The organism is Rhizobium sp. CCGE 510, from assembly GCF_000292525.1.
Classification (GTDB): domain Bacteria; phylum Pseudomonadota; class Alphaproteobacteria; order Rhizobiales; family Rhizobiaceae; genus Rhizobium.
The window spans coordinates 132,209-146,759 of sequence record NZ_AEYF01000015.1 but is presented as its reverse complement, the minus strand read 5'-3'; the positions used below and the strand labels follow the sequence as shown (position 1 = coordinate 146,759).

The window sequence follows — 14,551 nt, the reverse complement described above, 5'->3', positions numbered from 1 at the left end:
AATCGTTCTTGGTATCGCGTGTCGAAATGACGGCTGATCCTGTTAGGACGCTGCTTCTTCGCTCTCGAACATCTGCATGGGCTGGCCCGGCATGATCGTCGAGATCGCATGCTTATACACCAGCTGCGAATGGCCGTCACGGCGAAGAAGAACACAGAAATTATCGAAAGACGTAACAACGCCCGTGAGTTTCACGCCGTTGATCAAAAAGATTGTCAGGGAAATCTTTTGCTTGCGAACAGTATTGAGAAATAAATCCTGAAGATTCTGAGAACGTTCCGCCATCGCGCCGCTTCTTTCTTTATTGCCGACCTGAGTTGGTCGGTGGAGTATCAATCAACCTCACCACGAAAGACCGGTGGCACCCTCATTCCACCCGTCCAGCAAATCTTGGTATCAAATCGCAATCTTTTCCGCAACGTCGAAAAAGGCTTCGCGGATTTTCTGCGAGACGCTGCCCGGATGGCCGTTGGCAATGGCCTGGCCATCGACGGAAACGACCGGAAAACAAATACTTGTGGCTGCGGTGAGGAAGACCTCGCGGGCAGCGAGCATCTCGGAAACCGAGAATTTCCGCTCGGTGATGTTCAGGCCCAGCCTGGCTGCGACATCCATCAATGTGGTGCGGGTAATGCCGCGCAGGATGCCGTGTTCGGCGGGTCGCGTCACCAGCATTCCCTCCGAATCGACGATCCAGACATTGGTCGCCGCCCCTTCCTTCACCATGCCGTCGCGGTCGACATAGATCGCTTCCTGGGCGCCGGCCTCCTTGGCCTGCTGGCGGGCCATGGCGTTGGGCAGCAGACCGACAGATTTGATGTCGACGCGGTCCCAGCGATTGTCGACAACGGTGATCGCCTTGATGCCGTTGGCGTTCTTGGCGGCGATGATTTTGGGATCTGTGCTCTTGGCGGTGATGACAAGCGAAGGCGGCGTTCCCTCGGCCGGAAAGACATGGTCGCGGCGCGCAACGCCGCGCGTCACCTGCATATAGAAAATCCCATTGCGGACGTGGTTGCGGCGCAGCGTCTCGCGGATGACCTGCGTCAGCGCCGCCCGGCCCATCGGCGAGGCAATGCTGAGCTCACCCAGCGAACGGTCGAGCCGGTTCAGATGGCGGGTGAGGTCGACGATATAGCCGTGGCGCACTTCGCAGACCTCATAGACGCCATCGGCAAACTGATAACCGCGATCCTCGATATGCACACTGGCATCGGAATGCTTGACGTAACGGCCATTCACATAGGCAATTCTCGGCATGGGAATCCTGGTCTTCGGGAAGCGGTACAAAGGGTGCGGCGCGGCAAAGGCCGCGCCGGAGAAAATCAGACGCCGAGCGACTTCAGCTTGCGGTGCAGCGCCGAACGCTCCATGCCGACGAATTCCGCGGTGCGCGAGATATTGCCGCCGAAGCGGTTGATCTGGGCGATCAGGTAATCCTTCTCGAACATCTCGCGGGCTTCGCGCAGCGGCAGCGTCATGATGTGATAGTCGTTCTTGGCGGAGACCTTCGGCAGCATGTCGCCGAGATCGGTCGGCAGCATGTCGGCGGTGATCGGCGCATCCGGCCCGTCGGTGCGGGCAAGGATCATCAGCCGCTCGATATTGTTGCGCAGCTGGCGGATGTTGCCCGGCCAGTCATGCGCCTGCAGAACCGCCATGGCATCGTCGCCGATGCGGCGCGGACGGATGCCTGCCTGCTCGGAAATCTGGCGCATCAGCTGGTCGACGAGGAAGGGAATATCTTCGCGCCGCTCGGCAAGAGCCGGCACCCGCACCGGCACGACGGCGAGGCGATGATAGAGATCCTCGCGGAACCATCCCTCAGCGATGCGGCTCTCGAGATTATAGGCGGTCGAGGAGATGATGCGGACATCGACCTTGACGCGCTTGGAGCCGCCGACGCGCTCGAACTGCTGATCGACCAGCACGCGAAGGATCTTGTTCTGCGTCTCGCGCGGCATCTCGCCGACTTCGTCGAGATAGAGGATGCCGCGATGAGCTTCCTCGAGCGCGCCGATCTTGCGCGCCTGGCCGGGCGTGCCCTCGGTGCCGAACAGCGCCACTTCCATGCGATCGGGCGTGATGTTGGCAGCATTGATCGCCACGAAGGGACCGTTGGCGCGGGTCGACTTCTTGTGGATCATCCGCGCCACCAGCTCCTTGCCGGAGCCGGAAGCGCCGAGGATCATGATGCGGCTGTTGGTCGGCGAGACCTTCTCGATGGTCTGGCGCAGCTGCGACACGGCGACCGAGGTGCCGATCAATTCCAGCGCGTCGCCGGTGCGACGCTTCAACTCGGAGACCTCGCGCTTCAGCTTGGAATTCTCCAGCGCCCGTTCGGCGATCAGGATCAGCCGGTCGGCCTTGAAGGGCTTCTCGATGAAATCGAAGGCGCCGCGCTTGATCGCCGAGACGGCGGTCTCGATGTTGCCATGGCCCGAGATCATGACAACGGGCAGTTCCGGATGGCGGGTCTTGATCTCGTCGAGCAGCGACAAACCATCGAGCTTGCTGCCCTGCATCCAGATATCGAGGAAGATCAGCCGCGGCACCCGATCGGAAATCGCCGCCAGCGCGCTGTCGCTGTCATGGGCCGTGCGCGTCTCGTGTCCCTCGTCGGAGAGAATGCCGGAAACGATCTCGCGAATATCGTGCTCGTCGTCGACGACGAGAATATCAGAGGCCATAAACGCTTTCCTTATCATTGGCTGCGGGAGAAGCAGGCGTCGGATCCCGGCGTGGCAGATGCACGCGGATCATGGCTCCTCTTCCCCGGTCAAAATCGGCGGGCGCATCATGCAGCTCGAGCTGCCCCCCATGGTCCTCGATGATCTTCTTGACGATGGCGAGGCCGAGGCCGGTGCCCTTCTCACGCATCGTCATATAGGGTTCCAGAATGCTGTGGCGGTTCTCCACCGGCAGGCCCCGGCCATTGTCGATGACATCGACGGTGAAGCGGTCGCGGCCGGTGTCGAGGGCGGCGCGGACGAGTATCTTGCGTTCGTCCCGTTCGTCGCTCGGAACGGCCTCGATCGCTTCGACGGCATTCTTGATCAGATTTCCGAACGCCTGGCCGAGCATGCGGCTGTCGAACAGGCCCTCCAGCGGCTGCTCGCCGAAATCCTGAGCAAAGCTTACGTGATGATTGCCCATCTCGCGCAGGAAGATCGCGTCGCGCAGGATATCGCGCAGGTCGCTCGGCTCCTTGGTCGGCTTCGGCATGCGGGCGAAGGCGGAGAATTCGTCGACCATGCGGCCGATATCGCCGACCTGGCGGATGATCGTATCGGTGCACTGGTCGAAAACGGTTCGATCGCCGGGGTCGATCTGCTTGCCGTAACGGCGCTGTATGCGCTCGGCGGAAAGCTGGATCGGCGTCAGCGGGTTCTTGATCTCATGGGCGATGCGTCTTGCGACGTCGCCCCAGGCGGTCGAGCGCTGGGCGATGACCAGGTCGGTGATGTCGTCGAGCGTGATCACGTAGGATTCGCTCTGATCGCGCACTTCCTCGCGGGTGACCTGGACGCTCAGCGTCCTGACCGTGCCACCGCGCACAAGCGCGATCTGCTTGCGGAAATCGCCGCGATGACGCGATGCCGCCTCGGTCAGCACGTGATCGACCTCCGGCGCGATGTCGACCAGCTGCTTGCCGAGCATCTCGTCGGCCGACAGCGACATCAGCGTTTCGGCCGAACTGTTGACGATGGCGATGCGGCGATCCTGCTCGACGCCGATGACGGCGGCAGTGACGCCCGAGAGCACCGCTTCGATGAAGCGGCGGCGGTCGTCGACCTCGTCCTTGGCTTCGAGGATCTCATCGCGCTGGGTGCGGATTTCCGAGATCATCTTGTTGAAGGTGCGCGACAGATTGGCGACGTCGCCATCGACGGCATGCACCGGCACGACAATGTCCATATTGCCCGATGCCACGCTGTCGGCCGCGGTGATCAGGAGCCGGATCGGCCGGACGATGCGGTCGGCAACGGCAATCGCAGTCCAGATCGCCGCGAGCAGCACGATCAGCGCGAAGCCGATATAGAGCACGGCGAAGGCGATCTGCAGCGAGAAGCGGTTGGCTTCCATCGAGCGGTATTCGGTGGCGTTCTCCTCCATCATGCGCATGGCACCCATGACCTTGGGATCGACGGCGCGCACCGTATAGAGGAAGGTGCCCTGGATGGCATCGAGCTTGATGATGGCGCCGACGAGGTTGGTGACGCCGGGCGGGATCAGCGTCGGCTGGCCGGCAGCGGCCTTCTCAAGCGCGTCCTGCGGAATGGCCGGCAACGGCTTTTCGGTGGCGATGTCGGCCTGGACGATCACCGAGCCGTCGCGCTCGACGAGGAAGGAGCCGAGCAGGCCGCGGCCCCTCGCCTGGCGCGTCATCAGGTCGGCAAAACCCGTCCGGTCGAGTGTGTAGAGCGCGCGGTTGCGCTCCAGGTCGTTGGCCATGGAAACCGTCTGCCCCTGCAGGTAGCTGGCGTTTTCCATCATGTAGGCCTGGCCGATATTGCGCGACGAGCTGACGATCGACTGGGTGCGCAGCGCAAACCAGCGGTCGAGGCCGGCATTCAGGGTGATGCTGGCAAAGATGGCGACGAGGATTGCCGGCGTGATCGCGACGATCGAGAAGAGCACGACGATGCGGATATGCAGGCGAGCAGCCGCCCGCCCCCGGGTGCGGGCCTTGAGCAGCCTTGCCACCTCACGGGCGATCAACGCCAGCAGCGTCAGGACAAAGAAGGAATTGACGATCACCGAGGTGATGACGACATGCGAACTCGGGGCGATCGGGGTGAGGCCGAGCAGCACGAAAAGCGTCGCCGTGGCGCAGAGAAGCGCGCCGCCGGCAAGCACCAGGCCAGGCACGGCAAAAAGGGCGCGGCGATCGGTCACCGTGGTCACCGCCTCGCCCGCCGCTGCCGGCGATACCCCATCCTGCGTCATTCGGCCTCTCTTCAGACGGCACCCACCGCCCTCGCCAGCTGATCGAAACCAAACAACGCCGGCTTCAGAAAGCCAGCGTCCGGAACGACTCGATCGGGAGCGAAATGTCCAAAACCCTTGCGTGACCTTTAAGCAACGCATTGTGGCGAAAATGCAACGCACCCCGCCACATTGTCAAGCCGCGCCAAGGCCTCGGACCGACACAATGGCGTGTTGCCCAGGCATATTGTCATGCCACTCGCCTTGCGGCGTCCGCTGACTCCTTGCCTGTCGTCTTTTCGTATCCGACGGCTTTTCCCCATAGGCGTCACGATAGGCGGCGGAGAAGCGACCTAAGTGAAAGAAGCCCCATTTCAGGCATATGTCTTTCACCGATTCCGGATTTGAAGCGTCGAGAAGATCTTCGCGCGCCGCGCGAAGGCGGATCGTGCGCAGAAAGGCAGAAGGTGTTGTTTCCCTGAAGGAGCGGAAGCCGGTTTCGAGTGAGCGAGTGGAAATACCGACGGCTTCCGCCACCATCGATATGGTGATGGGACGGGCCATATTGACGTGCATGAAGTTGATGGCGTCACGAACATGCCAAGGTGCAATAAAGAAAGGTTTCCTGCCAATGAGGTGTGACAACCGATGGGGGACCGACTGCACGACCAGATCGGCCAGTGCATGGCTCAAATTCGACATGGCGATGGGCGAGCGAAGCAATGGCCCATTGTGTCGCATGCCGGATACGATCGTTTGCGCCAGACTGCCAATAAGCCGCCCGTCGGCATTTGAAAGGTCGATTATGGATGCTAGTCCGAGTCTACCGGCCGGGGAAATGTCGACGAATCCGGCAACCGCTTGTGCAATGATGGCCCAATCCAAACGCAATATATCCGACTCATGCGGAGCTCCTCGCACCAGACAGCGCTCGACCTCTTGATTGTTGACCAGAACCAATTTACCGGGCGTTCCTTCGAGTGTATCTCGGCCTAGCGATATATCCAGGGCGCCCTCGCGGGGCAGGAGGATGGATAGCCATTCAGCTGTTTCCGGCTCCGCGCGCACCTGCCAGCTGCCATGGTATTGCCCGCTGAGCAACTCATTGGGCCATAGCTCCAATAGTCGGCTTTCCAATTGAATGATCGCGCAGAGCCGCCGCGAGATGCATCGAAAGGGCCAAAATGCCGTTTGAAGGTATCGACCATTTCATCGAAATCCGAACCTTGAAAGCGCGGACGAAACTCGGACGCATTATTTTGTGACATTTCGAATGACCTCGCTAAAAATTAGGCGGAGCCAAAATAGAACTACCGCCTGTGATAGGGTTCGCGTCATCGTCGCGTCATTGCGTCTGCCTCAGCTTCTTGATCGAGGTCGAGATTGACTTGAAAGCACCACCCAGGCCCGATCCCGAGGCCGGATAGTAGTGGCCCGGGCTGGTAGCGCAGTTGGTCATCTGTGTCGTCGCGTTGCCGCTCACCTCGAAGCCGTTGGTGAAGATCGTGATGCCGCTCGCCTTGACTGCCGTGCAGACGGAGGAGAGCATTTTGGCCGTATCGGTCGAGTTGATGATCTGCTTGTTGTCGGGCGCCTGCGTCACCGGCTGACGATGCCAGCGCGCCAGGCCACGATCTTCATGGCAATCAACCCATGCGCTCCGACGCGTAGGAGCCGGGTGACGCAGGGAAGACGACAGTCTTGTTGCCGTTGATGAACACCCGGCCATGGATGTGGGCGTGGATGGCTCGGGCCAGCGCCTGGCTTTCGACGTCGCGGCCGAGGCTGACATAGTCTTCGCCGCTCTGCGCATGGGTGACGCGGACGATGTCCTGCTCGATGATCGGGCCTTCATCGAGGTCTGCCGTCACGTAGTGCGACGTCGCGCCGATGAGCTTCACGCCCCGTTCGAAGGCCTGCTTATAGGGATTCGCGCCCTTGAAACTCGGTAGGAACGAATGGTGGATGTTGATGATCCTGCCGGACATCTTGCGGCACATGTCGTCGGACAGGACTTGCATGTAGCGGGCCAGCACGATGAGTTCGGCGCCTGAGTCCTCGACGATCTGCACCTGCCTTGCCTCTGCCTCCGGCTTGTTTTCCTTCGTAACCTTGATGCAGTGGAACGGGATGTCGTGGTTCACCACGACCCGCTCGTAGTCCGTGTGGTTCGAGATCACGCCGACGATATCGATCGGCAGCGCCCCGATGCGCCAGCGGTAGAGGAGATCGTTCAGGCAGTGTCCGAAGCGGCTCACCATGAGGATCACCTTCTTCTTTTCGCTTTCATCGAAAAATTCGGCGTTCGCCTCGAACTTCTCGGCGATCGGTTCGAAGCCTTCACGAAGCTGGTCAAGCGTATGTCCGTCATGCGGCTGGAAGCTGATCCGCATGAAATAGCGTCCGGTGTCGGCATCGTCGAATTGCGCGCTGTCGGAGATGTTGCAGCCGTTCTGGGAGAGAAAGCTGGCGATGGCGGCCGTCACGCCGCGGATCGACGGGCATGCGACACGCAGAGCGTAGCGAGGGGCCGTGATGGTCATCTCTATATCCTTGTTCGTCGTCTCAGGCCGCGGTGATCATCGCGTGATGGCGGCGGAATGCGGTGAGCGTGTTGGACAGCAGGCATGCGATCGTCATCGGGCCGACGCCGCCCGGCACCGGCGTGATGGCGCGCGCGTGGCCGGCTTCGCCATAGGCAACGTCGCCGACGATCCGCGATTTTTCGCCGTCCTGGATCCGGTTGATGCCGACGTCGATCACGACGGCGCCGGGCTTGATCCAGTCACCACGAACGAGGCCCGCTCTACCGGCCGCGACGACTAGAATGTCGGCCGACCGGCAAAGTTCTGCCGCGTTCCTTGTCTGTGAATGAACGACCGTGACTGTGCAGTGGGCGTTCATCAGCATCTGCGCCATCGGTTTTCCAACGATATTGGACTTGCCGACGATGACGGCATGAAGGCCGGAGAGGTAGTCGCCGAGCGTATCCTTGATGAGCATCATGCAGCCGAGAGGGGTGCAAGGAACGAGCGCCGGGTTGCCGGTTGCAAGGCGGCCGGCATTCGACACATGGAAGCCATCGACATCCTTGTCAGGATTGATGGCCTGGATCACGGCGTTCGGATCGAGATGCACCGGCAATGGCAACTGCACAAGAATTCCATGCACTTCCGGATCGTTGTTGAGACGATGCACGAGGTCGATCAGTTCGCCCTGCGCGGTTTCCGCAGCAAGTCGATACTCGAAGGACTTCATCCCGGCGGCAACCGTCTGACGGTGCTTTGAAGCAACGTAAATCGCGCTTGCCGGATCGTCCCCGACCAGGACGACGGCCAGACCGGGAACGGCTGATGTCGTCGCCTTCAGCGTTTCGACGTCGGCCTTGATGCGCTCGAGGAGCCCTGCGGCGTACTCCTTGCCATCGATGTTTGCGGCGCGTGTGAATCTATCCATTCCCATGGGGTGCTCCATTTGCATCCAAGCTCGAACCAGCAAGTTGCATCTGCCAGAAGAAATGCCGCGCGTTCGAGACGTCGGCGCGGCGTTGTTGCCTCCGGCGTTACGTTGGCCTTAGTGGCCGTAGACCGGGAATTTCTCGGTCAGTTCCGCGATCTTCGCCCTGGCAGTTCCGACGATCTCGTCGGTCTTGCCCTCTGTTTCGGCGTCGATGAGGTCCGCAATGACATGGCCGAGAACCCGGAATTCATCTTCCTTCAGGCCGCGCGTCGTGGCAGCGGAGGAGCCGAGGCGCATGCCGACCCATTCCGGAGGACGGGGACTGTCGCCGGGGATCGGGTTCTTGTTGGACGTGATGTTCGCCTTGGCGAGCAGCGTTTCAGCCTGCTTGCCAAGCAGTCCCTTGCTCGACAGATCGAGCAGGATGATGTGGGTGTCGGTGCCGCCCGAAACGATGCGAACGCCCCGATCCGCAAGCGTCTCGGCGAGAACCTTCGCGTTTTCAACGACCTGGCGGGCATAGAGCTTGAAGTCGTCGCGGAGAGCTTCGCCCAGGCAGATCGCCTTGGCGGCTAGGACGTTGCTGTGCAGAGATCCCTGGACGCCGGGAAACACTGCGGCTTGCAGTTTCTTATACCATTCCTCGTTGTTGGTGAGGATCAGGCCGCCACGCGGACCGCGCAACGTCTTGGTGGTGGTGCACGTCACGATGTCGGCATGCGGGAACGGCGAAGGATGGACGCCGCCGGCAACGAGGCCGGCGATGTGGGCCATATCCACCAGGAAGTGGGCACCGACCTTCTTTGCGATCTTCGACATGCGCTCGAAATCGAGTTCGCGCGGATATGCGGAGCCGCCGGTGATCAGCAGCTTCGGGCGGATCTCTTCAGCGATACGTTCCATCTCATCAAGGTCGATGACCTCGTTCTGCGGATTGACGCTGTAGTTGTTGGCATCAAACCAGCGGCCCGACAGGTTCGCCTTCATGCCGTGCGACAGGTGACCGCCGGCCGCCAAGTCCAGCGAAAGCACTTTTTCGCCCGGCTTCAGAAGCAGAAAGAAGACGGCAAGGTTGGCCTGCGTGCCCGAGTGCGGCTGGACGTTGGCGTAGCCGCAATTGAACAGCTGCTTGGCGCGGTCGATTGCGGCCTGCTCGGCAATGTCGACGAACTGTCCGCCACCGTGAAAACGGTTGCCGGGATAGCCTTCGAGCGTCTTATTGGTGATCTCGTGCCCCAAAGCGTCCAGAACCGCGCGGCTGACGATATTCTCCGAGGCGATGAGTTCAATCTGGTTCTGCTGTCGGGCCCGCTCGGATGCGAGAGCATCGGCGACGAGCGGATCAGCTTCCTGGACGGTGGTGTTGAAATGCACCCTTGCAGCATCGGTCATCTAAGCTCTCCATTCCTCGAAATTCGTGAAGGGAACCTAGATCGATCGAAACACCAGAAAAAGTTAATAATATTTGCTTATACGTTCAGACGTGCTAATGATTCCACGGAGCTGTGAGGAGGTCGTTATGGACGTCGGGCGTCTGCGGGCACTTCGCGAACTATCAATCCGCAAGACTATGGCCGCGGTGGCAGAAGCCTTACACGTCTCGCCGTCGGCCGTGTCGCAACAAATTGCACTTCTCGAAGATGAGGTCGGCATACGGCTCGTCGAGCGACGCGGCCGGGGCGTTGTCATGACACCCGCCGGCCAGCAGCTGGTGCTGCGAGCGGAGAAGATCCTCATCGAAATCGAATCGGCGAAAGCAGACATCGCCGAACTGAAGAGCGTTGTTTCCGGCGAGCTTCGGGTGGCGGCGTTCCCTTCCGTGGCGGCGGCCGTCATTCCGAAGGTCGTCTACGATCTCGCCGAACGACACCCTCACCTCACCGTCCAGTTCGAAGAAATGGAGCCCGGCGAAAGCGTTGCCGCGCTGCGGAGCTGGCAGACGGACGTTGCGATTATCGATGACCTGAACATGCCGACCGGCGCGCTCGATCCCAACATCGAGACGATCTTCCTGATGGAGGACGTCTTCAACGTCATGGTCTCCAAGGATCACAGGCTTTCGGAGCAACCGACCGTTGGCCTGCATGAGCTTAGGGATGAGCGGTGGGCAATCGACACCGCTTCCGACACCTATACTAGGATGGTGGTGGAGGCCTGTCAGGAAGAGGGCTTCAAGCCCAACATCGTGGCGAGATGCAAAGGGTTCGAGGTGACCATCGCGCTGATCCGGCAGAACTACGGCATCTCGATCCTGCCTGGCCTGCGCGCCAGCTACGATCTCGAAGACGTCTGGGTCTGCAGGCTCGTTCCAGAAATCCGTCGGAAGATATTCATCGCCTTCCGCAAGGAGGAAAAGCGCAGTCCGGCCCTTCAGGTGTTCCTTGACCGGATGGCGGAGAAGCCGCCGCTCTCTTGAGTTTGGGTGCCAGCGCAACCCGTGCACCATGCCGATAACCAACGCGGTATCGAGGCAAGAAATCAACAGATTTCCTAATGTATCACCTCAGGAGAATTAAGTAGATTTGAACAGACCCTGCTCCTAGAGTCCATCTGCCAATTGATGGGGCTGGGAGCGAGATCGCACGCAGACCTTGGCCAATAGTGGGAACGACGCGTTCAGAATGGCGATAACGCCTCCAGCGTCTTACCGGACTTTCGATAGAGCCATTGCTCATTGATTTGGCGTCACCGTCACTATGCGATCCGAAAGGGGAACTTCGATGAATCTACTGAAAATCCTGACTGCCGGCGTTTTTGCAGGCGTTGCATTCAACGCCACCCATGCTTCCGCTTCTGTTCTGGACACGGTCAAGCAGCGCGGCGTGCTCAACTGCGGCACCGACAACACCGCTCCGGGCTTCGGGTACCTCAACACCACGACCGGACAGATGGAAGGGCTCGACGTCGACTTCTGCAAGGCGGTCGCAGCCGGCGTTCTTGGCGACGCCTCGAAGGTCAAGTTCATCACGGTGACCGACAAGAGCCGCTTCGACGCAGTCCTTACCGGCCAGGTCGATGTCGTCTTTGCCCACACCACGATCAAACCCGCACGTGAATCGTCAATCGCCATCGATTTTCTCCCGATCAACTTCTACGACGGCACCGGCCTCATGGTGAAAGCTGATGCCGGGATCAAGGAATTCGCCGACCTCGATGGTGCAACGATCTGCACCACGCAGGGATCGGCCACCGAGACCGTTTTGGCTGCTGCCTTCAAAGCGCGTGGTTGGAAGGAATCCAAGGTCCTGACCTATGAAAACCTGGAGAAGCTTTTCTCCGCTCTCAACTCGGGTCGTTGCAATGCGATGAGCACCGACAAATCAGCCCTTGCCGCCTGGGCGGGGAACGCACCGAAGCCAGCCGACTATCTGATCCTCCCGGATACGCTGGACAAGTCTCCGTTCGGCGGCTTCGTCGCTGCCAACGATTCCAAGTGGCGCAACGCGCTGCGCTGGATCGAATATGGCCTCTTCCAGGCTGAAGAGTCCGGGATCACTCAGGCTAATCTGGCCGAAAAGCTGAAGAGCGAGGATCCCTTCGTTCAGAAGTTCCTCGGCAGCAATGGCGGCGGCTACGGCAAGGACTTCGGCCTCTCCGACGACTTCATTGCTCAGGCGATCAAAGCCGTCGGCAACTACGGCGAGGCCTATGATCGCAACCTGGGCCCGAAGACCAAGATGTATCTCGACCGCAAGGGCACACCGAACGCCTTGTGGACGCAGGGTGGCGCAATCTACTCGCCGCTCTGGAACTGATGCTGGCCGGGGGTCGGGACCACGCGGTTTCGACCCCCAAGCACTTGGAGCCTGAACATGACAATCCATGAAACGAGTGCGATCCAGGGCATGGCAGAGAACGATAGGCTGAGGTGGCGGCGCCTGCGCAATCGCATCCGGCACGAGGCGATCCAGTTGGGAATCGTTGCACTCATCGTCGTGCTGCTCGGCATGCTGGCGTACGCGGTCAAGACGGGACTTGCCGAGAAGGGCATACGGTTCAGCTTCTCGTTCCTGACGAACACCGCCGGCTTCGACATCAGCGAAGGATGGACGCTGACATCTGGTGACGGCTTCGTCCCCAGCCTCGCCCAATTCTCTTCAGACATGTCGGTCGCGTCGGGCTTCGTCACAGGCATCTTCAACACCGCGAAGGTCGCATTGCTCGCGATCATCCTCAGCACCATCCTTGGAACGATGCTCGGCGTCGGACGTCTTTCGACCAACTGGGTGGTGAGAAACCTCTGTTTCTGGATCGTGGAGTTCGTACGCAATACGCCGCTGCTCATACAGCTTGTCTTCTGGTACTTCGCGGTCGTGCTGCGCTTTCCGCCAATGGCGTCCGCAGCGAAGCTTTACGGCGGTCTTATCGTCAGCCAGCAAGGCATATACGTTCCCACTCTTTCATGGAGCGGCGGCGTCTCCACCCTTTCGCTTATCCTCGTCACTGCCACTGTGGTGTCGGTGCTGGGGGCGGTGTTCGACCCCATCCGTGGAGTGCGCCGGATATGCGTCGCCGCAACGGTCGTCTGCCTCGGGCTACTGATCGCGACCGGCGGGATGACCGTGGACTTTCCCGTCGCCAACAAGTTCAAGGCGAGCGGAGGAACCAGCATCAGCCCGGAAATGGCAGCCCTCCTGCTTGCCATCGTCGTGAGCAGCGCTTCCTTCATCGCCGAGACAGTCCGCGGCGCGATCGACGCTCTTCCGAGGGCCCAATGGGAGGCTGCGGGGTCGCTGGGGCTCAGCCGTCGCGACACAGTCAACGATATCATCCTCCCCCAAGTATTTCGCGTCGTCCTCCCCTCCTTCGGGAACCAGTATATCAGCCTGACCAAGAACACCGCGCTCGGGATCGCGGTCGGATATCCCGATCTCTTCAACATCTACGGGACGATCGCCAATCAGACCGGCCACAGCCTCGAAGGCATCATCATCGTCATGGCGTCCTACCTGATCCTCAGCTGGATCATCAGTTCGGCCGTGTACTGGGCGAACCGCCGTCTTAACCCCATGGGAGTGTCGCAATGATCGCCACCTCAATAAAGTGGACCCGTCACAACCTCTTCGGAAAGCCGTTCGACGTCGCCCTGTCGCTGCTGGTCATTCCCGGCGCTCTCTGGCTCGCCTATTCGATCCTTGCTTGGGCGCTCACCGCGGCAAGGTGGGATATCATCGTACAGAGCCTGCGGGTGTTGATGATCGGCGTGTTTCCCGCCGATCAGGCGTGGCGCGCATGGACGGCATCGGCGATCATCGGAGCGATCCTCGGCGCCGGCCTCGGTTGCGTGTTTTCGTTCAAGCCTCATCATGGGCTGGTCCTCGCTCTCGTCCCCCTGCTGCTTCTGGTCGTCGATCATGGCGACCTGGGGAATGCACTGCCTGCGGCAGGCGTCGTCGTTGCGACCATGCTGGGCTGGGTGCTGACGTCGTATGTGCCACTGTCCAGGAAGGCGATGCCTGCCGCGGCGTTCACGAGCTTCATCGTCATTGTGGCGGTCATGGCCCCTCCGGGCGTGGGGCTCTGGGGCGGACTTCTTCTCAGCGTCCTCCTGACACTGGTGACGTCGGTCCTATCTCTGCCGATCGGCATCCTGCTTGCGTTCGGACGGCAGAGCCGGCTCTCAAGCCTCAGGATTATCTGCACATGGTACATCGAGGTCATGCGGTCGGTGCCGCTCATCCTCGTCGTCTACTGGATCTGGATTCTCATGCCGGTCCTTGCGCCCCAGTGGGGGCTGGCCGACGTCGCGCGCGGCATGATCGGGTTCACGATCTTCTACTCCGCCTACGTTGCCGAATATTTCCGAAGCGGCCTTCAGGCGGTGCCGCGCGCCCAGACCGAGGCGGCAAGGTCTCTCGGCATGAGCGAATTCGACATCAACCGCTCGATCGTCCTGCCACAGGCGCTCCGGGTCGTGGTGGCGCCACTGGTCGGCAACGTCCTCGACATCTTCAACTCTGCGCCGCTCGTCTTCATCATCGGACTCACGGATTTTCTCCGCGCAGGGCAGATGATCCTGGCGAACCCACAATATGGCGACCGGACCTTCGAAGTCCTCTCGTTCCTGCTCGTCACCTATTTCCTGGTCGGTTCGATGATCACCTATGCCGCCAGAAAGCTCGAAGACCATATGGCAACGAGCGCCCGCTGAGCGGTTCCAACA

Annotated in this window: 13 protein-coding genes; 4 read left to right on the top strand and 9 right to left on the bottom strand. The window is 60.6% G+C overall.

Annotated elements, in window-relative coordinates:
* Positions 1 to 42: 42 nt before the first annotated feature.
* From hfq to glyA, 9 genes are all read right to left on the bottom strand, one after another.
* Positions 43 to 285: an RNA chaperone Hfq gene (gene hfq, locus RCCGE510_RS07745; RefSeq protein WP_003539403.1), complete on the bottom strand. Its 243-nt coding sequence runs from the start codon at positions 283 to 285 to the stop codon at positions 43 to 45.
* 111 nt (positions 286 to 396) lie between these two features.
* A complete protein-coding gene (locus tag RCCGE510_RS07740) occupies positions 397 to 1,260 on the bottom strand; it encodes a D-amino-acid transaminase (RefSeq protein ID WP_007628734.1) in 864 nt (287 codons plus the stop codon).
* Positions 1,261 to 1,325: 65 nt separating this feature from the next.
* Positions 1,326 to 2,690 carry a sigma-54 dependent transcriptional regulator gene (locus RCCGE510_RS07735; protein WP_007628733.1) on the bottom strand — a complete coding sequence of 455 codons (1,365 nt, stop codon included), beginning with the start codon at positions 2,688 to 2,690 and terminating at the stop codon, positions 1,326 to 1,328.
* Positions 2,680 to 4,950 carry a PAS domain-containing sensor histidine kinase gene (locus RCCGE510_RS07730; RefSeq protein ID WP_007628732.1) on the bottom strand — a complete coding sequence of 757 codons (2,271 nt, stop codon included), beginning with the start codon at positions 4,948 to 4,950 and terminating at the stop codon, positions 2,680 to 2,682. Before RCCGE510_RS07730 ends, RCCGE510_RS07735 begins: the two co-directional genes overlap by 11 nt.
* Positions 4,951 to 5,124: 174 nt before the next feature.
* A complete protein-coding gene (locus RCCGE510_RS07725) occupies positions 5,125 to 6,051 on the bottom strand; it encodes a helix-turn-helix transcriptional regulator (RefSeq protein ID WP_007628731.1) in 927 nt (308 codons plus the stop codon).
* Positions 6,052 to 6,274: 223 nt separating this feature from the next.
* On the bottom strand, positions 6,275 to 6,532 hold the full coding sequence (locus RCCGE510_RS07720) for a hypothetical protein (protein ID WP_007628729.1): 258 nt from the start codon (positions 6,530 to 6,532) through the stop codon (positions 6,275 to 6,277).
* 43 nt (positions 6,533 to 6,575) lie between these two features.
* Positions 6,576 to 7,472 (bottom strand): formyltetrahydrofolate deformylase, encoded by an 897-nt coding sequence (gene purU, locus RCCGE510_RS07715; protein WP_007628727.1) that lies wholly within the window; start codon positions 7,470 to 7,472, stop codon positions 6,576 to 6,578.
* Positions 7,473 to 7,494: 22 nt separating this feature from the next.
* Complete coding sequence (folD, locus tag RCCGE510_RS07710) at positions 7,495 to 8,391, bottom strand: bifunctional methylenetetrahydrofolate dehydrogenase/methenyltetrahydrofolate cyclohydrolase FolD (RefSeq protein WP_037078079.1); 897 nt, start codon at positions 8,389 to 8,391, stop codon at positions 7,495 to 7,497.
* Between the two features lie 111 nt (positions 8,392 to 8,502).
* Positions 8,503 to 9,780: a serine hydroxymethyltransferase gene (gene glyA / locus RCCGE510_RS07705; protein WP_007628725.1), complete on the bottom strand. Its 1,278-nt coding sequence runs from the start codon at positions 9,778 to 9,780 to the stop codon at positions 8,503 to 8,505.
* A 127-nt stretch (positions 9,781 to 9,907) separates the two neighbouring features.
* Between glyA and RCCGE510_RS07700 the strand changes: the two genes are divergently transcribed.
* The 4 genes from RCCGE510_RS07700 (at position 9,908) to RCCGE510_RS07685 (ending at position 14,539) form a co-directional block, all read left to right on the top strand.
* A complete protein-coding gene (locus RCCGE510_RS07700) occupies positions 9,908 to 10,804 on the top strand; it encodes a LysR substrate-binding domain-containing protein (RefSeq protein ID WP_007628724.1) in 897 nt (298 codons plus the stop codon).
* A 304-nt stretch (positions 10,805 to 11,108) separates the two neighbouring features.
* A complete protein-coding gene (locus tag RCCGE510_RS07695) occupies positions 11,109 to 12,143 on the top strand; it encodes a transporter substrate-binding domain-containing protein (protein WP_007628723.1) in 1,035 nt (344 codons plus the stop codon).
* Between the two features lie 57 nt (positions 12,144 to 12,200).
* Positions 12,201 to 13,415, top strand: coding sequence for an ABC transporter permease subunit (locus RCCGE510_RS07690; RefSeq protein ID WP_007628722.1), 1,215 nt, complete (start codon positions 12,201 to 12,203; stop codon positions 13,413 to 13,415).
* Positions 13,412 to 14,539 carry an amino acid ABC transporter permease gene (locus RCCGE510_RS07685; RefSeq protein ID WP_007628720.1) on the top strand — a complete coding sequence of 376 codons (1,128 nt, stop codon included), beginning with the start codon at positions 13,412 to 13,414 and terminating at the stop codon, positions 14,537 to 14,539. Before RCCGE510_RS07690 ends, RCCGE510_RS07685 begins: the two co-directional genes overlap by 4 nt.
* The last annotated feature ends 12 nt before the right edge of the window (positions 14,540 to 14,551 follow it).

Coding starts and splice junctions, on each gene's coding strand:
- hfq (WP_003539403.1), bottom strand. CDS start 285: ATGGCGGAACGTTCTCAGAATCTTCAGGATTTATTTCTCAATACTGTT.
- RCCGE510_RS07740 (WP_007628734.1), bottom strand. CDS start 1,260: ATGCCGAGAATTGCCTATGTGAATGGCCGTTACGTCAAGCATTCCGAT.
- RCCGE510_RS07735 (WP_007628733.1), bottom strand. CDS start 2,690: ATGGCCTCTGATATTCTCGTCGTCGACGACGAGCACGATATTCGCGAG.
- RCCGE510_RS07730 (WP_007628732.1), bottom strand. CDS start 4,950: ATGACGCAGGATGGGGTATCGCCGGCAGCGGCGGGCGAGGCGGTGACC.
- purU (WP_007628727.1), bottom strand. CDS start 7,472: ATGACCATCACGGCCCCTCGCTACGCTCTGCGTGTCGCATGCCCGTCG.
- folD (WP_037078079.1), bottom strand. CDS start 8,391: ATGGGAATGGATAGATTCACACGCGCCGCAAACATCGATGGCAAGGAG.
- glyA (WP_007628725.1), bottom strand. CDS start 9,780: ATGACCGATGCTGCAAGGGTGCATTTCAACACCACCGTCCAGGAAGCT.
- RCCGE510_RS07700 (WP_007628724.1), top strand. CDS start 9,908: ATGGACGTCGGGCGTCTGCGGGCACTTCGCGAACTATCAATCCGCAAG.
- RCCGE510_RS07695 (WP_007628723.1), top strand. CDS start 11,109: ATGAATCTACTGAAAATCCTGACTGCCGGCGTTTTTGCAGGCGTTGCA.
- RCCGE510_RS07690 (WP_007628722.1), top strand. CDS start 12,201: ATGACAATCCATGAAACGAGTGCGATCCAGGGCATGGCAGAGAACGAT.
- RCCGE510_RS07685 (WP_007628720.1), top strand. CDS start 13,412: ATGATCGCCACCTCAATAAAGTGGACCCGTCACAACCTCTTCGGAAAG.